This window comes from Beduini massiliensis (assembly GCF_000829905.1).
GTDB lineage: Bacteria > Bacillota_I > Bacilli_A > Erysipelotrichales > Coprobacillaceae > Beduini > Beduini massiliensis.
Genome location: NZ_CDPP01000003.1, coordinates 332,411 through 353,229 on the forward strand (window position 1 = coordinate 332,411; position 20,819 = coordinate 353,229).

A 20,819-nucleotide genomic window follows, 5' to 3' on the forward strand; every position below is an offset into this window, starting at 1 on the left:
CAATCTATAGAAATAACATTTACAAAAAGATAAACAAAAAGTTTGATATTTGCGAACAATATTTCAAACAGTCGGTTTCTTATTTTCTTTTTACCTATAAAAAGATAGACTCTATATGAAATAATCCATATCGATTATTTCAAAATGTACTCCATTTTAAGAGTATATCCCATTTAAGAGGAATATGAGAATTATCATGATGTATATGGATTTGAATCTCCATGTAACTCAAATTTTTCTTCCAAAAATGATGCTCAAAACAAACTTTCGTATTCCTCTTATAACTAACATATTTTATGATCGATTATACAGCCTGTTAAATAAAATGATATAAAAGGAGCAATATTATGAAAATACAAACAAAAGTGAAATTAAACAGTTCAAACGAAATGCCGATGCTGGCATTGGGAGTATGGCAAAGTGGAGAATTGACAAAACAAGCCGTTCTTACTGCCTTGAAAAATGGATATCGTCATATCGATACTGCTGCCGCCTATGGGAATGAAGAAGCAGTGGGGGAAGCCATTAAAGAAAGCGGTATTGCAAGAGAAGACCTATTTATAACAACAAAATTATGGAATGAAGATGTTCGCCAAGGAAAAACGGAAGAAGCATTAAAATCGAGTCTAAAAAAATTAGGGCTTGATTATGTGGATTTGTATTTAATTCATTGGCCCGCAAAGGGATATGTTGATGCATATTTGGAAATGGAAAAACTGATGCAGGCAGGATATATTAAAAATATTGGGGTATCTAACTTTAAAAAACACCATTTAGAACATCTGTTAGCCCATGTGCATATTATACCAGCAGTTGATCAAATGGAATTTAATCCCCAAATGCAAGATGAGGAATTATATCAATTTTGTAAAGAAAATGGTATTGTGTTAGAAGCATGGTCACCATTGGGAAGTGGGGCATGTTTGAAAATACCGGCTATTATAAGCATAGCCGAAAAATATCGTAAATCACCCGCACAAATTATTTTAAGGTGGTTATTACAAAAAGGGATTGTTATTCTTCCTAAATCAGTGCACGAAGAGAGAATTATTGAAAATGCCCATCTCTTTGATTTTAAATTACAAGAGGAAGATATGGAGACTATGAATAGCTTAAATCAAAACTTAAGAACTGGACCGGATCCAGATAATTTCCACTTTTAGAGGTTAGTTATGAATAAAGAAAAAAGGAATTATTGGGCTTATGTGCTGATGTATTTATTTTACTTTTTCTCATTGGCCCTCTTTTCCGGGCTTATCTCCATTTATTTAATGGATAAAGGGTATACAGCTTCACAAGTTAGTTTTGTTGTTTCAAGTTCGTTTGTTGTCTCTATGCTTTTTCAGCCATTGATAGGGTATCTGAATGATCGTTATGCTCTTAAGAAGGTCAATAGCCTTTGTTTATTCCTTTCGGCATTACTGGGAATAAGCTTCATATGGATGAAAAACATCTATCTGATCGCACTTGTTTATAGTTTAGCACTTGCTTTATTTAATGGAACGAATCCGGTGATTGAAAGAATGGCAACGTTTTCCCCTTTTACATATGGACATATCCGAATTTGGGGAACCATCGGGTACGCTTTAGGATCACAAATAGGAGGAATTATCTATCGCTATATTTCTCCCGAAAGTATGTATATATGTTTTGCCATTTCCTTATTATTTTGCCTTTTAGGGATTTATGGAACCCGCGATATCAAAAGAAATGAGAAATCAAAGCCAACATCCAAAGGGGCATTCAAAAGTATCTTCTTAAATAAACCGTTTGTCACCTATTTGCTCATTGCCTCAATGTTTTATGGTATAACCAATATTAATTCCACCTATTTGCCATCGATGTTTCAAAATGAAGGAATCGCTGTAAATATTGTGTCCACAATCATTTTCTTTATCACGTTATCTGAACTTCCGATTATATTTTTTTCACATAAATATATGGATCAGTTAACCAACAAACAATTACTTATTGGGGTTATGAGTTTATTAGTTATCCAGTTTTTTACATATAGTATCATACATGTAGAAATGGTTCAGATCATGGTTGCCATATTAACAAAAGCAGTTGCTACAATGACATTTATCATGCTGAATATGAAAATTATTGCTTCTCTTGTGGATGCATCCCATCAAATGACAGCATTAGCCATTGTTTCTACGTTTAAGAGTTTTACTTCTATTTTATTTCAAAGTGTCGGCGGAATGATCTTAGATCATACAAATTATCAAATATTATTTATGTTTTTATTGATAAGTTCTGTTATTACACTTTTAATTTGTTGTATTATGAAATTACCTAAGGGGAATACGAATCGTTTATTTCAATGAAAGGAAGGATAACATGAATTTTAAAAATAAAGTTGTGGTGGTAACAGGTGGAGCAAGCGGTATAGGGAAATGTATCGTGGATATGTTTAAATCACAAGGAGCAAAGACAGCGGTCTTTGATTTAAAAGAGAATGACTATTTTCAAGGAGATCTTGCCGAAGAAACACATATACAAGATTTTTGTCAAAAGGTCGTTCATGATTTTGGTCATGTGGATTATATCATTAATAATGCCAAACCATTATTTAAAGGGATTGATACATGTTCTTTTGAAGAATTCAACTATGCGTTAAAAGTCGGGGTAACAGCCCCTTTTATGATGGTAAAACTATTAAAGCCTTATTTGAATGAAGGTGCTAGTATTGTCAATATTTCTTCATCAAGAGATCATATGTCCCAACCTCAAAGTGAAAGTTATTCCGCAGCAAAAGGAGGAATAGCCGCTTTAACTCATTCGCTAGCCATTTCATTAGCAGGAACTGCACGTGTTAACGCTGTTTCTCCGGGATGGATTCATTTAGGAGAGCAATCTTTAAGTTTACCGGATCTGCATCAACATCCTGTAAAGAGAGTTGGTACAGCAGAAGATATTGCCTCATTAGTACTGTTTTTATGTAGTGAACATGCCGGATTTATCACAGGTGAAAATATAACAGTGGATGGCGGAATGAATAAATTGATGATCTATCATGGGGAAAATGGCTGGGAATATCAAATATAAAATAAAGTATTAAATTTTGGCGTACACTCTTATACGTTGGATTAAGAGGAAGTGAAATTATGGTGAAAGATATGACAAAAAAAGTATAGATGCAAAAAGCTTTGAATTTGCAGCCGCCTGTTTTTTGTCAGCCTGCATAGTTATTAGCGGATTTAATCTTACTTGTAACGTTCATTATTAAAATGAAGCAGCTAATCAAACACTATAGCAAAAAAACTTGGAATGCACCGATAAGGCAGTTCCAAGTTTTTGTTTTATAATTTTTATGTATGATGTGATTTGTGATAAATGATTGCACTTAAAGAAAATAGTGCTGATGATAACATCCAATGAATAAGGGCCGGCAGTACGGATGGTTTAATGATCTTCTTTAATAATATTTAATGTTGAAAAGCGGCCGTTCTCAATCATTTTTGAACTTTGTATTTTTAAATTTAAGTTGTTATCATAGTCAAGAGCAAAGATACATGAATAGATAACATTTAATAAATACACGATGGCCGTATCGGTTGAATAGGTAGAAATTTTAGAATATAGTTTTTCTCTTGTACAAATTTTCAATACACAGTCCGATAAACGAGCAGTGGTGTTATTACCAATATTTGTAATTGCAATAATCGGGACCGAATTTGCTTTTAAAGCACGAATACAGCGATTAAGAATATCCGTTTCACCAGAATAGGAAACAATTAAAGCACAAGAAGTGGGCTCACTTAAACAAGCATTAAAAACAATTTCACTTTGTAAGGCATGGATTTCAACCCTTTTTTTAATTCTTGACATTTGCTGTTTAAATTCTTGAGTGATAAGTAAATTATTGCTTACGGCAAACAAATGAATACAGTCCGCTTTTCGAATTATCTGAATCGCTTTTTGTAAATCATCATGGACAATCAGTGATAATGTATCATCAATCGATTCCTTTTGTAATAAGGCGATTTTCTTAGCGATGTTCATAATAGGCTCATTACGTCGAAAGGGGATATTAGCATCAATATCCGATACTTGAGATTCTAAGTATTCTGTTTCTTTTAAATACGCTTGTTTTAATTCGTTCCATCCATCAAAATTCATCTTATGGGCAATTCTTATCAGGGTGGAAGGCGAAGTATACGTTGCTTCAGCAATCGCTTTAGTAGTCATATTCGCGATTTCTGATTTTTTTTCAAGGATATAATCAATGATTATTCGTTCACTGTTTGAAAAATCGCATTGTTCTAAACGTTCTGTTATAAGCATGGAATAGACACCTCCTGTGAATTATTATATCATACGGATCATGTAAATCGCATTCTAAAAATCGATCGCCAAAAAACAAAAAAATGTAAATGATATTTCAAATGGTTGTTTCTTACTTGTTCATCTGTATAGGTCATTATATATTGAATACAGAAAAAGGAGGCAGGCATTATGATTAATTTTGAATATCAAAATCCAACTAAAGTTATTTTTGGGAAAGGAGTCATCGATAAGTTAAGCAATGAAATTTTAAATTATGGAAATCGAGTGTTACTTGTTTATGGTGGAAACAGTATTAAGGATAATGGGACATATGATTGTATTGTAACACAATTAAAAAAACATTGTATTTCTATATTTGAGTTAGGCGGAGTGAAATCTGCTACCCTCGATCGAGTTTATGAAGGCATTGAAATATGTAAACAAAACAAAGTGGAGCTTGTTGTTGGGATCGGGGGTGGAACCTGTATTGATGTTGCTAAATCGATAGCATTGGGGGCAGCTAATCAGGTTGATATTTGGGATGTCTTAACCGGAAAAATCCCATGGGATGATCTTGAGGCTTTGCCGATTGGAGCCGTTGTGACAATAGCAGGAAGCGGCAGTGAAATGGATGGAAATAGCGAGATTGATCATGACGTTACAGGTGTTCATGGAAGCATTGGTTCATTTATAAAAACATATCCTTCATTTGCAGTTTTAGATCCGGAATTAACCTATTCCATCCCGTTTCAAAAGACAGCCTATCATGGTGTAGAAATCATGATACAAGCTTTGGAGCAGTATTTTTGCGATACTCGTAATACACCGATCCAAGATGGATTTATCGAAACCATTTGCAAAGTCGTAATGGAAGCATTGAAAGATTTAAAGCATAATCAAACAGATTACAACGCAAGAAGTCAGTTGATGTGGGCAAGTGCATTGGTTACAAATCGAATCCTCGGACGTGGAAAAGGAGCTAAGTGGATGGCAGGTCCATTAAGTGGCATCATTGATGAAAAGGCAGAGTTAAATTATACAACAGCGATTGCCATTACCTTTCCTAAATACATGATGGTATGTTGTAAAGATCACTTGTCTTTATTTAAGCAATTTGCAATAAATGTCATGGGAGTGAATCAAGAGGGAAAAACGTGTTTGGAAATAGCTTATGAAGGAGCTTTAAAATTACAAGAATTCTTTGATGATCTTGGATTAGTTCACTGTTTAAAAGATATGGACATGCCGTTTACCACTTATCAAGAATTTGAAAGTGAGATTGAGAAAGTCGCGAAAAGAAATATCATTTCAAAAGAAGATTTACAAAGAATTGTTCAATTATCGATAGGAGGAAAATAAGATGTTATCATATTCAAAGTTAGGATTTGGGCTGATGCGTTTGCCAAAAGATGATGAGGGAACCATCAAGCAGACAGAAGTCAATCGGATGGTCGATGCTTTTATGGCAAAAGGGTTTAATTATTTTGATACCGCATATGCATATGCAGGAAGTGAAGCCGCAATGAAAGCGGCACTTGTAGACCGCTATGACCGCGCTTTGTTTACCATTGCAGATAAACTTCCCGCTTGGAGTTTAAAAAGTGAAGAAGATGTAGAACGTATCTTTAATGAATCGTTAAAGTTATGTGGAGTGGATTACTTTGATTTCTATTTACTGCACAGCATTGAAGAAAGTCATTATTCGACTTATGAAAAATATCATTGTTTTGAATTTGTTTCTGAAATGAAAAGACAAGGGAAGATAAAATATATCGGTTTTTCATTTCATGATAGTGCTGAGTTTTTAGATCAAGTATTAACAGAACATCCGGAAGTTGATTTCGTTCAGCTTCAATTAAACTATTTAGATTGGGAGAATGGTGTAATTCAATCACGAAAAAATTATGAAGTAGCGCTAAAACATCATAAACCGATTGTAGTGATGGAACCGATCAAAGGAGGAACTTTAGCGGCATTTCCAACGGAAGTAGAAGCTATATTAAAAGATTACAATGCGAATGCTTCTATTGCTTCATGGGCATTGCGATACATTGGTTCTAAAGATGGAGTCATGACCATTCTTTCGGGTATGTCTAACGAAGAACAAATGAATGACAATTTATCCACCATGTCAGATTTTAAACCTTTGAACGTTGAAGAAAATAATCTGATTAATATGGTAACAAAAAAGGTATTGTCATACCCGACGATTCCATGTACGGCTTGCCGCTATTGTGTGCCTGGGTGTCCTATGAAGATCAGGATTCCTGATTTGTTTACCGCCTATAACAGTGCCAAAACATATGGTGCAAATAGAAGGTATGAGACATATTATAAAAATCATACATCGGGTCAGCATCATAGCGCGAGTGCCTGTATTGAATGTGGACAATGTGAAGGGGTCTGTCCGCAGCATCTGGAAATCATGTCCTTATTAAAAGAAGTTTCTAAGGAGTTTGATCATTAGGTAAAATGTTTTCTTGGTCAAGGGAACATTATCATTAATAGTTTTTTATTAACATATTGGAAGGAGTAGGGTTATGAATATATTAGTGGTTTCTTCATCAGGGAGAACGAAGGGAAATTCAGATTTGTTATGTGACGAATTGATTAGAGGGGCAAAAGAAAAAGGAAATATTGTCAGCAAGGTTAGTCTGCATCAATTAAATATTCATCCTTGTAAGGGGTGTGATTATTGTCAAGAACACGATGGATGTATTCAAGATGATGATATGAAAGATCTATCAAAAGTCATTCAGAACACAGATGTCTTGGTGATGGCGACACCGGTTTATTTCTATAATCTTTCATCAAGTTTAAAGTTGCTGATCGATAGAACCTATGCCTTTTATAAAAAGAAACATTTTAAAAAGACAATATTGATTGCGACTTCAGCTGATCCAAGCCCCGAAGCAATGAAAACTACAATAAGTGGATATGAATCTTACTTAAGTTGTTTGGATGGTGTAGAAAATTTGGGGATGATTTTAGCTGCCGGGGTTGAGAAAATGGGAGATGTTTTAGGGCACTCTGCCTTTAAGCAAGCATATGAACTTGGAAAGTCACTTCAATAGGACATTCCTATTTTCAAAAGTAAGGAGAGAAGCAAGGCTGAATGTTTTTACCATAGCCATTGCTTCTTAAAAAAATGTAAAGGGGACACATATAATGAAACTAATCATTGCCATTATCCATCATGAAGATACTAAAAATGTTGAAATGCATCTAAGAGAAGCCCATATTTATCTGACAAAAATTGCGAGTGTAGGCAGCTTTTTAGAAAAAGGCAATACAACTTTGCTCATTGGAACAAATCGAGTGGATGAAGTTATTCGCATCATTTCATCTTACTCTCAAAAAAGAGTAGTGAAAAAACCGATTGTTCCATTAAATGAATTCGCTGACCTCACTTCTCAATATGTAGAAGTGGAGGTTGGGGGTGCAACTTTGTTTATATTGGATTTGCAAGAATTTAGGAAGATGTAATTTTTTGGGGATTTAAACTGGAAGATCGTTCCAGTTTTTTTAGATGAATGAGTCCTGTTTAAATTTAAAAACGCTTGATTTCTATTAATCATATGTAGGATGCTTAAAAAATATAAAATATCACAAAGGTGTTACGCAAAAAAACAAATGCAATAAACAACGAATATTCCGATTGGCTTCATGAATATTATTGGGGTGAGGACAAGATTTGGCTAGGCAAAGATTCTGATCAAATAGAAAAAGGCAAGTGATAGCTTGTTAATTTCTTTGATATTGATCGGTCTTTGCCAAAGGATAACAATTTATTAAAATCTAAAGCGCTTACTCTTATTTGTTGTGAATAAAAGCGCCAATGATACTAGAATACCCCTAAATAGTGTGCTATACTGTATTACAGTACTTTATTATGGCGGATATTAATATTTTATTTTACAACGATCTAATGTTTTTAAACGGGGGAATGCGGTTATGAAAATCATGGCTTTAAATCTTAATTCTTATCAGGAAGATAATCAGGAAGAAAAATTTCGTCGAATTGCCGATAAAATTATTGACGAAGAGATTGATGCTATGTGCTTTTCAGAAGCATCGCAAAGAATTAATACACCTTATGCACATGACCATATTCGTGAAGATAATGCGTTAAAGATTATATGCGATATGGTGAATGAAAAAGCGAAGGATACGTATCATTATGCCTGGGATTTTTCTCATTTTGGTTTTACCATTTATGAAGAGGGAATTGGCATCATTACCCGTTGTCCAATTGAAAAAGTAGAGTGCCGCTACATTTCTAAAACAGCGGATACTTTCAGCTATAAAAGCCGTAAAGTGATGAAAATCACGCTATGGGATCATGATCAAAAAATTAATGTATACTCTGTCCACTTAGGATGGGGGGATGATGAATATGAACCCTTTGAATATCAATTTCAACAGCTAGATCAATGGATCAAAGAAGAACCGGATGTTTTTACTGTCATTAGTGGTGACTTTAGCAATGATTACAATACACGTTATTATGACATGGTTGTATCACAATCTTATGTTGACCAGTATTTGCAGGCGAATCCGGAAGGGATGAATGACTATACATTTATTAATCCCAGCGGAATTGAATTCAGACATGCTGAAAAATTGAGATTAGATTATATCTTTACGAATACGAACGATTATCGTGCCATTGATGCGAAACGTTTTTTCTTAGAAGGAGATCGGGTATCGGATCATGTAGCGATTTATGTGGAATTGGAAAAAGCAGCCTAGGCTGCTTTTTTTAATGAATACGTAATTATAAATAAAAAAACGGTCATGAAGACCGTTTCGATTAACCCAATCTGTTGTAGTACTCAACGATTAATGATTCATTGATTTCTTGATTTAATTCAGATCTTTCAGGTAATCTTACATATTTACCTTCTAATTTATCTGCATCAAATTCAACGAATCCTGGGATATGTGTAGTTGCTTCTACAGCGGCTTTGATCACTGCTAAGTTTCTAGATGATTCTTTAACAGAAATCACATCTCCAACTTTTACTTGGTAAGAAGGGATGTTCGCTTTTTTACCGTTAACTAAGATATGTCCGTGGTTAACTAATTGTCTAGCTGCTCTACGAGTAGTTGCTAAACCTAATCTGTAAGTTAAGTTATCTAATCTTGATTCTAATAAGCAGAAGAAGTTAGTCCCTTTAACCCCAGACATTTTACTTGCTCTAAAGAATGTGTTACGGAATTGTTTTTCACTCATTCCATACATATTTCTTACTTTCTGTTTTTCAGCTAACTGAGTTCCGTATTCAGTTAATTTTCTTCTTTTTTGACCATGTTGTCCTGGAGCATAAGCTCTTCTGTTTAATTCTTTTCCTGTTTCTAATGTAGAAAATCCTAAACGTCTAGAAATTTTCCATTGTGGTCCTGTGTAACGTGACATTTGTGTTCCTCCATCTAATTTCATTATTTTTGCTTTGAAATAATTAGACGCATGTTTCATATCAGAAGTGTTCATATTAAGTATTTCTCATTTGCAGCCAGATACTTTACAAACGTGGGTTTTCGCCTGGTTATGAACGCTTTTTTGATAACAACATGTGCTGCCTCTTTCTAGCACCATTACATATTACATGATTTAAGTATTATTTGCAAGAAAAATAATGAAAAAAACAAAAAGTATATAATGAATTCAACAAGGAACTATGCTATAATTTAAAAAGAAATCAATTAGGGGTGTGAGTATGCAATCAATCATGGACTTTGTCAATAGTTTTGGAAAATCTAAACTTATTATTATATTGGTCGTTTTAATCGCGTTGATTATTACTTTTTTTGTATATCGATCAATGAAATTAAAGAAATATCGCAAAGAGGTATTGGAATTGGATGGGGAAATCAATTCAATTAAAAGTATGCCGATTCAATACCGTTTGGGACGCGTAAAAAAGATTGCTTTAAATGATGAAGGATTAGTCGAAAAATACGAACAGTTCTTAGAAAGAAACGATGCGTTGAATACATTATTGAAAGAAGAAGTTGCTTTTGCGATTAATGAAATCGATGAACAGCTCTACTTTAGAAGATTAAGTAAAGTAAAAGGCAAGCTGGTCAGCTTAAAACTACTGGTAGAAAAATATAAAAAAGATGCAACGGAATTGCTGGCAGATATTGAGACAATTACAGAAATTGAAAATGAACAGCGTGTTGTCATTATTAAGTTGAAAGAGAAATACCGTGAGCTGGCAGCTAGTTTTGAAAATGTGAAATACAAGATTGATGAATATGTTCCGGCAGTAGGGGAATCTCTAGTCACTTTGGAACAGGAATTTTCGGAATTAGAGGAAATGATGAATGCACAGCTTTATGCAGAAGCAAATGAAAAATGTGCGAAGTTAAGAGAAACGATAGATTTCTTAGCGGTTAATGTACGTGATTTACCTACATATGTTTCTATTTCAAGAAACTATATTCCTAAACGCTTTTCTGAAATTACCAAGAGAATGGAAAGCATGAACGAAAATGGATTCTGTTTGGAGCGCTTGAATGCAACGACACGTTTTAATAAAATGCAGATGGAATTAGAATCGGCATTGAAAGATATGCAGGATTTAAAAATTGAGGCGGTGGGGTCCACTTTAGAAGTCATTACCACAGAAATCAATGAATTAATGAAAGATTTTGAGCAGGAAGAAGCCGCTCATAATGAATATTTAACGATTTGGAAGGATATCTTCAATAAAATCAGCGAAGTACATGAAGATTATAAATATGCGATTACCGAGTATAAAAAACTGCATGAACGTTATATGATCGAAGATCTTCATTTAGATATCGAACAGTCTTATCCGGAATTGGAAATCATTTTAGATGAAACAAAAAGTTTGGAACATCTGATTCAATCGAAAGATTTCAGTTATGCGGTCGTAGTGGAACGCTTAAAAGACTTACTGGCTAAAAGTGAAAAGTATGAAGATACCTTACGTTACTTCTTTAGTAAGCGTGATGAACTTTACTTGACAGAACAAAGAGCGATTGATGAATTAGATAATGTCAATATCGTTTTATTGGAAATTAAATCAGAAATTAAAAATACTCATTTGCCTTCAATCTCGGAGAAATATATTGATTATATCGATGAAGCATATGAACGTGCGAATGCCATTCAAATTTTAAGAAACAGTCTGCCTATTGATTTGAACGTTCTGACAAAGCAAGCAGATGAAGCAAGAGATATCATTTATCAGCTTTATGAAAATGTCCATAATTTGGTGATTACAGCCGATATGGTGGAAGAAACGATTGTCTATGGAAATCGTTATCGCTCTGCATTTTTAGAGGTGAATACGGAGTTGACGAAAGCAGAATTATTGTTTAGAAACGGAGAATATTCAGAAGCGCTGAAGATTGCGGTGGATATTGTCGAAAAGATTCAGCCCGGTTTTAATGAAAGACTTACAACAAAAAGTGTTAAAAATCCTACCCTGTAGTAGGGTTTTTCATTTAATTATTGATTTTATTTTATGAGTTTGCATATAATGTCTATGAAAGAAATGAGGGAGTAGATTGATCTATTTAGATTATACAGCGACAACACCGCTAAACCCAGAAGTGACCAAAACGTACACAAAGTTATTAAATGAATTATTTGCGAATCCGGATTCCATTCATAAATTAGGGTTGGAAACGGAAAGCTTGATGAATAAATCCCGTCAGTTGATTGCAGACATGCTGCACGTTAAATATGATGAAGTTTTGTTTACCAGCGGGGCTAGTGAAGCTAACAATATGGCAATCAAAGGCGTGGCATTTCAATATGCTAATCGTGGCAAACATATTATTACAAGTACCTGTGAACATTCATCTGTGTATGAAACCTGTCATCAGCTAGAAAAAGTATTTGGTTATGAAATCACTTATATCAATGTCGACAGCTATGGAAAATTAGATTTGGAACAGTTAAATCAGGCGATTCGTAAGGATACGATATTGGTATCAATCATGCATATAAATAATGAAGTAGGATTCATTAATCCTGTTGATCAGATCGTAAAGATTGTCCGTGAAAAAAATCCACTGACTAAAATCCATATTGATATGGTACAATCTTTAGGAAAAGTACCGATTGATTTAAGTCAGATCGATTTAGCCAGCTTTTCAGCTCATAAAATATATGGTCTCAAAGGCAGTGGTATTTTAATGAAAAAAAACAGCTGTCAGATCGTTCCGCTCATTAGTGGCGGACAGCAGGAATTTAATTTGAGAGCAGGAACCAGCAATGTGCTGACAAATATTGTGCTGGCAAAAACGATGCGTTTGGCATTGGAGAATTTGAACGATAAGCTAATGAAAGTCAAGCAGATGAATCACTATTTAAGAGAACGTTTGATTTTAAATGAAGGAGTGGTCATTAATACACCTTTGACCAATGGGTCTCCTTATATTATTAATGTTTCCTTTGTAGGCTATAAACCGGAAGTGTTTGTTCATGAATTGGAAAAATATGAAATTTACGTTTCTACTCGTTCTGCCTGCTCGACCAAATCGAATCAAATGTCACGTACTTTAGAAATGATGAAAGTTGATCCGGCTATTGGCAGCAGTGCGATTCGCATCAGTTTATCCGCGTTAACATCACAGCAAGAATTGGACACATTTATCAATGCGGTCCAAGAAACCATGAAAAATTTAAAGAAACAGAGGTAGAAGAATGCAGTATGACCATATCTTAGTTCGCTTTGGTGAACTCACAACAAAAGGAAAGAACCGTAAGCTCTTTATTGGGAAATTAGTTCAAAATGTTAAAGCGGCTTTAGCTGAATTTAGTCATTTGGAATATCAGAGAACTTACGATCGTTTATATATTCTGCTTCATGATGAAAATCAGGAAGCGGTTGTTGAAAAATTGAAAAAGGTATTTGGCATCCACTCTTTTTCATTGGCAATCAAAGTGAATAGTGATTTAGAAGAAATAAAGAAAGCAGTAGAATACATCGTAGAAAATTGTGAAGGAACAACCTTTAAGATCGATACGAAAAGAAATGATAAAGCGTTTCCGCTTAGCTCACAAGAAATAAATCGGGTATTGGCAGGACATGTTTTTAATCATACAACCAAAGATCTTAAAGTGGATGTGCATCATCCGCAAATTCTGGTAAAAGTAGAATTGCGTAAAGAATACACATATATCATGAATGATGTGGTCAAAGGAGCAGGGGGATATCCCGTTGGTATCGGCGGTAAAGCGTTATTGATGCTTTCAGGTGGGATTGATTCCCCGGTAGCCGGTTATCTGACATTAAAAAGAGGCGTTATGATTGAATGTATTCATTTCTCCTCTCCTCCTTATACAAGCGATCGAGCACGTGATAAAGTGTTGCGTTTGGTTGAAAAACTAACCGCTTATACAGATAAAATTAAAGTGCATATCGTTCCTTTCACAGATCTTCAATTAGCCATCTATGAACACTGCGATGAATCTTATGCGATGACTTGCATGCGCCGCATGATGTATCGTGTGGCATGTGAAATTGCCAAAAAAAATCATTGCTTAGTATTAGCCAATGGAGAAAGTATCGGTCAGGTGGCCTCGCAGACTTTGGAAAGCATGAGTGTTATCAATGAAGTAACCACTATGCCGATCATTCGTCCGGTTGTCTGTATGGATAAATTAGAAATCATTGATATCGCTCAAAAGATCGATACTTATGATATTTCCATCGAGCCTTATGAAGATTGCTGTACAATTTTCACACCAAAAAATCCGGCAACCAAACCAAGGCTTCATCGTGTGCTTAGTTATGAAGAAAACTTTGATTATGAAAGCTTAATTAAAGAATGTGTAGAAAATACGGAATCTTTATTGATTTGTGCGCATCCTAAAAATGAAGAGGATCTATTTTAATCTCCGATTTGGAGATTTTTTTATGATTGTAATTTGTATCATTTTCAAATTATTTCATATATAATAAAGAATAAGAGGTGAAACTATGAACAGGCTAAGACGAATGTATGATTTTTATGTACGCCATGTCTCAACTGAGGATACAACCAGTTTGGCTTATTATTTCATCTTGTCGTTGATTCCGGCGGCAACGCTGCTGGCAAGTTTTGCTCAGCTATTGCACTTTGATCTGGCAGAAGATACATCTGTAATTAAAACGGTTTTTAATGAAAATATTGCCAATAGTATGATTGAAATATTGACTTCCAGAAGTGTTTCCTACTATTCCATCATTACTTTGCTGATCTGTCTTTATGTCTGTTCCAAAGGAATTTACCGTGTGACAAGGACGGTGGATTATATGTATAAAGTAGACCCTAAGCCATATATGCCGGCTCGCTTTACGGCGGCTTTAAATACTTTGCTGCTGGTCGTCTTGATTTTAGGATTAATGGTGCTGATGACAATCGTTCCTTTTATATTGAATTTATTGAATTTAGGACCTATTTGGAGTTTGATCCAATTTGGCGGCGGCTTTTTCTTTGTCTTGATTATCATGCTGATCATGTTCAAGGTAGTGCCGTCTATTCCTTTGACATTAAAAGAGATTTATCGAGGCGCGTTAGTTACCTCCGTATTATTTATATTGATTATTTTTGGATTTAGTATATACTTAAGATTTGCCAATTACACAACGATTTACGGACCGTTTGCGAGTGTGGCAGTGTTGCTATTGATGTTTGATTTTTTTGCGAAAGCGATTTATATCGGGTTTGCAGTAAATGCTTTGGATCAATATATTATGTAGAATGAAAGAGGAAAAAAGAATGAAAGAAACAAATTTAGAAATTAAGAAGTTAGGCATTAATGGAGAAGGAATCGGGTACATTAACCGTAAGATTACCTTTGTTAAAGGGGCCTTGCCGCAAGAAGAAGTCAGTGTCGAAGTTACCAATGATACGCGTTCATTTAAAGAAGCGAAGCTCATCAAAGTATTGAAAAAATCAGAACATCGTGTTCAGGCACCATGTTTTCAGCAAAATCATTGTTTAGGGTGTCCGATCATGCACATGTCATATGATCAGCAGTTATATTTTAAAAAAGATATTATTCGTGACAGTTTACGTCACTATACTAAATTAGATTTACGTCGTGTTGATTTTAGAAGATGTCTTCCGTCTTTAAAACAGGAAGGTTACCGTGATTGTGTTCATTTGCCGATCGTTCGTTTTAATCAAAAAGTAACGTTTGGAATTTATCAAAGAGAAACCAAATATTTAACGATTATGAATCGCTGCGGAGTTCAAAATCCATTGATCAATCGCTGTTTAAATGATTTAGAAGCGATTTTTGAAGAAAATAGGGTACGTTCTTACAGTGAAGAAACAAGAACCGGTCTGCGCTTTTTAACGGTACGTGTTTTTGAAGAAAAAGCACAGTTAGTGTTTGTAACGGGGCGAGACCGTTTAGATAATAAATTGATTGAAGCGATAGAAAAATTGGATTATGTTCATTCCATCTATTATACGATCAATACCAATAAGGGACAGGAATTTAGCCATGGACATTATGAAAAAGTATCGGGGGCAACACGTCAGGAATTCATGTTAGAAGGAAAGAAATTCATCATTTCTCCAAAATCTGAATATCCGATCAATACGTCAATGGTACCGACGGTTATCCAAACCGTTAAATCATTATTATCAAAAGAAGTAAAATCATTATTGGAAATCAATTGTTCAATGGGATGGCTGGGGATGAACCTGGATGATGCCATTGAAGTGAAGGGAATCGATTTTGATCGTGTTAATATTGAAGACGCTAAATTAAATGCTAAATTCCTAAAGAAGGAAAACTGCAGCTATGAAAGCGGCAAGTTAGAAGAACTGACAAAACAGTTAACGAAAAATAAGAAATTCGATGCCTTTATTGTCCACAGCAACAAATTAGGAATGCGTAAGACAATTAAAGAGAGTTTAGTAAAAGGGAAAATCAAAGAGTTAATTTATTTATCATCTTCCCCTTCTTCTTTTGCTAAAGATGTATCTGATTTAGAAAATAATTATCAAGTAGAATCGATTGTCCCCATCGATATGCTGCCACATAGTCAAAATGTCTTGGTCGTTGCTAAATTGAGGTTGAAGAAATGACCAAAAAAGATTTAAAATTCATTGCTGCTTTACTTTTAGTATCGGTTGTTTTGTTTATTGGGTATCAATGGTTTATCCATGGACGAGCAGATCAGATTGAAAAAGCGTTTGTATATCATAATAACAAATTGGTGATGGAATTTAAAATTGACGAAGATGCGGATTATGAACTCACCGGTGATTACGGAAAAATGCATATTGAAGTAAAAGACGGAAAATATCGAGTTTATGATGTTGAATGTCCGAATCATGATTGCGAGCGAGTCGGATGGGTAGCAAAAGGAAGTACGACCACGATTTTATGTGTGCCAAATGATGTTTTTATTCGACAAGATGCGAAAAACTAAGATAAATTCTTAGTTTTTTTGTTTTCTTGCTTAATAAAACGGATTGTACTTCGATAAATACAAATAATTTATTATAATGCATACTTCTTACTTTTTTTTCTTTGCAACAAGGGGGCAAAATGGTATAATCAATGTGAATGATTTATAAAGAGATGGAGGAAATGTTATGGCAATTTTGTCTGGAATTGGGAAAGTACATTTAGACGGCCAAAAAGGATTGACAAAAGATAAACCTGTCAAATCGATGGATGCGCCGTTAGTTGTTTATATTCCATTAGTGAGTGGAACATCGACAGCCTTTGACGTACATGTACAACCCGGTGACCATGTTGACATTGGGACTAAATTAGCTACACGTAAAGATATGTATGTTCCGGTTTACGCTTCAGTTTCGGGAACCGTAAAAGCAATTGAAAAAAGAATGCATATCAGTGGCAGAATGCAGAACCATGTCGCAATTGAAAATGATGGGCAATATACATCAGTAAAAGCAATTGATATCAGCAACCCTGATGATATGAGCCAAAGTGATGTGTTGGAAGCAATCAAAGAACTAGGTTTAGTAGGATTAGGGGGTTCAGGATTCCCAACTTACATCAAATATTCAAAACCAGAATTATTGGAAACAGTATTGATCAATGGTGTAGAGTGTGAACCTTTCATTACAGCGGATCATATGGAAATGCTAAACAACGTGGAAGCGTTGTTCGATGGTACAGAATTCCTAATCAAAGCGGCGGGAGCTAAAAATGCGATCATCGCAATCAAGGAACACAAACCTGAGCTATTTAGTTTACTTAAAGGGGAATGTGAAAAACATGCCAATATTACTTGTGTAGAAGTTCCTGATAAGTACCCAATGGGGTGGGAAAGAACTTTAGTTAAACAAGTATTGAAGAAAGAATATGATCAGCTTCCTAGTGAAGTGGGCGTTGTGGTCAACAATTCTACAACAGCGATTAGTCTTTCAAAAGGAATTCGTGAAGGAAAAGCGATCACTGAACGTATCGTCACTGTTTCAGGAAACGGTATAAAAGATCCTACAAACGTAAAAGTAGCAGTAGGAACGCCAGCTAATGAAATTATTGCTTTTATTGGCGGATACATTGATGATGAAGTAGATGGTGTTATTTTAAACGGCGGACCAATGATGGGGAATTCATTGATGAATGATACATTTGTTATTGCACCGTATATGAATGCACTGACAGTTTTAGTAAGAGAAGATACAGTACCGCTTCCATGTTTAAAATGTGGTATGTGTACAGATCACTGTCCAGCTAATTTACAGCCGGTTAAGATCATTCAAGCTGAAAAAGCAGCGAATGTGGATATGGTGAAGAAATTAGAAGCTGACCGTTGTGTAAGCTGTGGAATGTGTTCTTATATTTGTCCTTCTAAGATTGAAGTGTCAGATTTTGTTGCAAAAGCAAAACGTCGTCTGCAACTTGCAAATATGAAGAAGAAGTAAGGGGGAGCTTTAATGAAGATAACTTTAAAAAGAACATCGCCTAACTATCGTCAAAAGCTTTCAACGATCAACATCATGCAAAATCTGATGATCGCCGTGATTGTTTTAGCTGCTTATTCAGTAGGGTTCAATTTTATTAAATATGGTTCTGATTATGGAATCCAAGCCTTATTGATTTATGTAGTAGCTGGAGTTGTTGCTTTTGTAACAGACTGGGTGTGTGGAAAACTATTCAAACGCAATGATGCCGGGGATAATAAGTACTTAAATGCAATCTTATCACCTTTGGCAACGGGGCTGATTTTTGCCCTTACATTACCTATCGGAACACCATTATATGTGGTTGGGGTAGGATCATTCATCGCTATTTTCTTTGGAAAGGCGATTTTTGGTGGATTTGGACAAAACATTTTTAACCCTGCTTTAGTAGGACGTGTATTTGTTCATTTATCTTTCAGTTCACAATTATTATCTTATTTACCGGGAGCTGCCGATACAATGACAGGGGCAACACCAACTGCGGCTTTAAAAGCAACGCATTGGTTAGGTGCCAGTTCTCTTGGTTTAGCAGATTTATTTTTAGGAAACTATCAGGCAGCTTTAGGGGAAGCCTGTACAGTTCTGATCCTAATTTTAGGAGTATTCTTGATCTGGCGTAAAGTCATTGATGCACGTATTCCTTTAGTGTATTTGGGAACAACATTAATTTTAGCGTTTATCAGCGGTTTAGTATGTGGAATTGATCCTATTACAAATGCGTTGACGCATATCGCTATTGGTGGGGTGGCATTCGGGGCTGTCTTTATGGCAACCGATCCGGTCACATCTCCAACGAGTCCACTTGGAAAGATCATTTATGGGATCTTCTTAGGGGCTATTACAATGATCATTCGTCTAAAAGCTAATTATCCTGAAGGGGTATTGTTCTCAATCTTAATTATGAACATGCTGACACCTTTAATTGATAATTTGACAACAGGACGTACAAATCAAAAAACATTAAAACAGTTAATTGTTATCGCCGTATGTTTCTTCATTTCAGCCGGAACAGTCGGTGGCATCAGTACAACCCTTAAACCAGTGGTTGAAAAACCGGTAAAAGTACCTGATCCGATCCCAGACTATTTATTCTTGGAATACAAAGACGGGGCTTATATCATGCAGGTAAAAGGTTTCGGTGGAGATGGTGCACCGGTTAAATTAGCCGTTACTATTTCCGGAGATAAGAGCTTAGGCGTAACACCGGAAAAATATAAAGGTGAAACTGCCGGATGGGGTGCTGACTTGTTAACAAGCGGTGTTGGTGAAGGGTTAAATGCCAATGCAAAAGCATTCTATGATAAAGTGATTGCCGGAAGTATTTCTGCTGATGAATTAGATGGTATCGATACAGCTACCGGAGCGACTTATACAGCAAAAGCCGTTGTTAATGCGATCAAGGGAGCCTTGGAAGCAGCGCCAAAAGTAGAGGGAGACCTTTATACATTTAACTTGACAGCGAACGGTTACGGTGGAAAGAAAACACCGATGAAATTGGAAATCGTAATTAATAAAGCAACATCGATGTTTGAAAGTGTGAAAGTGATTGAAGCGAACGGAGAAACTTCAGACTTTGGTGCCGATATGATCAGAGGTGTTCATGGTGAAGGATTGAATAGTAAAGCTCAAGACTTCTATAATTTAGTGTTAAATTCTCAAGTTGCTTTCGCAGATGTTGATGGTATCGATACTGCAACCGGAGCAACAATGACAGCAACAGGTATTGTGGATGCGATGAAAACAGCGATGACGATTGTCAACGATGTATTGGCACCAAATGCAGATGGAGCTTATGTGATTAGTGCAAACGGTTATGCCGGAGCATCAAATCCAATGAAAATTGAAGTAAAAGTATCAGGAGATACAGTAGAATATGTAAAAGTATTGGAAGCCAATGGAGAAACTTCAGACTTTGGTGCCGATATGATCAGAGGTGTTCATGGTGAAGGACTGAACAGCAAAGCCCAAGACTTCTATGATTTAGTCTTGAATGGTTCATTCAGTGTTTCAGAAGTGGACGGAATTGATACAGCGACAGGGGCAACAAAAACAGCGAGCGGAATTATGGAAGCTGTTAAAAAAGCGATCGCTGCAAGTAACTAGGGAGGACTGGACAATGGGTAAAACAATTAAATTAGCTGTTTTTCTAGCGGTCATTAGTGCGCTTTCTGGGTTATGTCTTTCTTTTGTAAACAGTCAGACAGCACCTATCATTGCCGAAAATGGTTCTTCTAAAGAAACAGAATATCTAACAAAAATCTTTGAAAATGCAAAATTCACTGAAAAAGATGTCAGTGGAGAATTTGTTAAAAAACAATATACATGTGATGCCGGAACAGCTTATAAAATTGAGGTAAAAGGTTACGGTGCTGATGGTATTTCATTCCTTTTAGGCATTGATACCGAAGGTCAATATGTAGGATATGAAGTATTAAATTATTCAAGTGAAACATCTGGAATCGGTGATCAAATCGCAGGAGAAGACTTTAAAGCATCTGTTTTAGAAGCGACTGCTGATGATGAAGTAGATACGATTTCTGGAGCGACAATTTCTTCACAAGCAGTTGTGAATGGTATTAATGAAGCGGCTGAGTTATTCAGCAGCTCTAAATAGGGGAGGG

General features: G+C 35.4%; 19 protein-coding genes. 17 read left to right on the top strand and 2 right to left on the bottom strand.

The genetic code is table 11. From position 1 onward, the window contains the following. Nucleotides 1–347 precede the first annotated feature (347 nt). Genes BN1225_RS03355 through BN1225_RS03365 form a run of 3 tightly spaced genes read left to right on the top strand, consistent with a single transcriptional unit; the run spans nt 348 to nt 3,051 of the window. Nucleotides 348–1,163 carry an aldo/keto reductase gene (locus BN1225_RS03355; RefSeq protein WP_041138380.1) on the top strand — a complete coding sequence of 272 codons (816 nt, stop codon included), beginning with the start codon at nt 348–350 and terminating at the stop codon, nt 1,161–1,163. A gap of 9 nt (nt 1,164–1,172) precedes the next feature. Beyond that, on the top strand, nt 1,173–2,330 hold the full coding sequence (locus BN1225_RS03360) for an MFS transporter (RefSeq protein WP_041138381.1): 1,158 nt from the start codon (nt 1,173–1,175) through the stop codon (nt 2,328–2,330). 13 nt (nt 2,331–2,343) lie between these two features. Further along, nucleotides 2,344–3,051: an SDR family oxidoreductase gene (locus BN1225_RS03365; protein ID WP_041138382.1), complete on the top strand. Its 708-nt coding sequence runs from the start codon at nt 2,344–2,346 to the stop codon at nt 3,049–3,051. 357 nt (nt 3,052–3,408) lie between these two features. Here BN1225_RS03365 and BN1225_RS03370 read toward each other — a convergent pair whose 3' ends face one another. Further along, on the bottom strand, nt 3,409–4,290 hold the full coding sequence (locus BN1225_RS03370) for a MurR/RpiR family transcriptional regulator (protein WP_041138383.1): 882 nt from the start codon (nt 4,288–4,290) through the stop codon (nt 3,409–3,411). A 171-nt stretch (nt 4,291–4,461) separates the two neighbouring features. Here BN1225_RS03370 and BN1225_RS03375 point away from each other — a divergent pair, with 171 nt between their 5' ends. The 5 genes from BN1225_RS03375 (at nt 4,462) to BN1225_RS03395 (ending at nt 9,024) form a co-directional block, all read left to right on the top strand. Beyond that, the gene (locus tag BN1225_RS03375) at nt 4,462–5,631 is read left to right on the top strand and encodes an iron-containing alcohol dehydrogenase (RefSeq protein WP_052466287.1); all 1,170 of its coding nucleotides are present in this window, start codon (nt 4,462–4,464) and stop codon (nt 5,629–5,631) included. A 1-nt stretch (nt 5,632) separates the two neighbouring features. Further along, on the top strand, nt 5,633–6,739 hold the full coding sequence (locus BN1225_RS03380) for an aldo/keto reductase (RefSeq protein WP_041138384.1): 1,107 nt from the start codon (nt 5,633–5,635) through the stop codon (nt 6,737–6,739). A gap of 73 nt (nt 6,740–6,812) precedes the next feature. Next, a complete protein-coding gene (locus BN1225_RS03385; RefSeq protein ID WP_041138385.1) occupies nt 6,813–7,346 on the top strand; it encodes a flavodoxin family protein in 534 nt (177 codons plus the stop codon). A 94-nt stretch (nt 7,347–7,440) separates the two neighbouring features. Then, the gene (locus BN1225_RS03390; RefSeq protein WP_041138386.1) at nt 7,441–7,758 is read left to right on the top strand and encodes a cyclic-di-AMP receptor; all 318 of its coding nucleotides are present in this window, start codon (nt 7,441–7,443) and stop codon (nt 7,756–7,758) included. A 468-nt stretch (nt 7,759–8,226) separates the two neighbouring features. Beyond that, nucleotides 8,227–9,024: an endonuclease/exonuclease/phosphatase family protein gene (locus tag BN1225_RS03395; RefSeq protein WP_041138387.1), complete on the top strand. Its 798-nt coding sequence runs from the start codon at nt 8,227–8,229 to the stop codon at nt 9,022–9,024. A 61-nt stretch (nt 9,025–9,085) separates the two neighbouring features. Here the strand turns inward: BN1225_RS03395 and rpsD are convergent, their stop codons facing one another. Continuing rightward, complete coding sequence (gene rpsD / locus BN1225_RS03400; RefSeq protein ID WP_041138388.1) at nt 9,086–9,691, bottom strand: 30S ribosomal protein S4; 606 nt, start codon at nt 9,689–9,691, stop codon at nt 9,086–9,088. Nucleotides 9,692–9,992: 301 nt separating this feature from the next. Here rpsD and BN1225_RS03405 point away from each other — a divergent pair, with 301 nt between their 5' ends. From BN1225_RS03405 to BN1225_RS03445, 9 genes are all read left to right on the top strand, one after another. After that, entirely contained in the window at nt 9,993–11,738 is a 1,746-nt protein-coding gene (locus BN1225_RS03405; protein WP_041138389.1) for a septation ring formation regulator EzrA, read from the top strand. Between the two features lie 76 nt (nt 11,739–11,814). Then, on the top strand, nt 11,815–12,954 hold the full coding sequence (locus BN1225_RS03410; protein ID WP_041138390.1) for a cysteine desulfurase family protein: 1,140 nt from the start codon (nt 11,815–11,817) through the stop codon (nt 12,952–12,954). A gap of 4 nt (nt 12,955–12,958) precedes the next feature. Then, nucleotides 12,959–14,152 carry a tRNA uracil 4-sulfurtransferase ThiI gene (thiI, locus tag BN1225_RS03415; RefSeq protein WP_041138391.1) on the top strand — a complete coding sequence of 398 codons (1,194 nt, stop codon included), beginning with the start codon at nt 12,959–12,961 and terminating at the stop codon, nt 14,150–14,152. 85 nt (nt 14,153–14,237) lie between these two features. Continuing rightward, complete coding sequence (locus BN1225_RS03420) at nt 14,238–14,999, top strand: YihY/virulence factor BrkB family protein (protein WP_041138392.1); 762 nt, start codon at nt 14,238–14,240, stop codon at nt 14,997–14,999. Between the two features lie 19 nt (nt 15,000–15,018). Next, on the top strand, nt 15,019–16,341 hold the full coding sequence (gene rlmD / locus BN1225_RS03425; RefSeq protein ID WP_041138393.1) for a 23S rRNA (uracil(1939)-C(5))-methyltransferase RlmD: 1,323 nt from the start codon (nt 15,019–15,021) through the stop codon (nt 16,339–16,341). Continuing rightward, nucleotides 16,338–16,688 (top strand): NusG domain II-containing protein, encoded by a 351-nt coding sequence (locus BN1225_RS03430; RefSeq protein ID WP_041138394.1) that lies wholly within the window; start codon nt 16,338–16,340, stop codon nt 16,686–16,688. Before rlmD ends, BN1225_RS03430 begins: the two co-directional genes overlap by 4 nt. Before the next feature lie 166 nt (nt 16,689–16,854). Then, the gene (locus BN1225_RS03435; protein ID WP_041138395.1) at nt 16,855–18,159 is read left to right on the top strand and encodes an RnfABCDGE type electron transport complex subunit C; all 1,305 of its coding nucleotides are present in this window, start codon (nt 16,855–16,857) and stop codon (nt 18,157–18,159) included. Between the two features lie 12 nt (nt 18,160–18,171). Further along, the gene (locus BN1225_RS03440; protein ID WP_052466289.1) at nt 18,172–20,301 is read left to right on the top strand and encodes an RnfABCDGE type electron transport complex subunit D; all 2,130 of its coding nucleotides are present in this window, start codon (nt 18,172–18,174) and stop codon (nt 20,299–20,301) included. A gap of 13 nt (nt 20,302–20,314) precedes the next feature. Beyond that, entirely contained in the window at nt 20,315–20,812 is a 498-nt protein-coding gene (locus BN1225_RS03445) for an RnfABCDGE type electron transport complex subunit G (RefSeq protein ID WP_041138396.1), read from the top strand. The last annotated feature ends 7 nt before the right edge of the window (nt 20,813–20,819 follow it).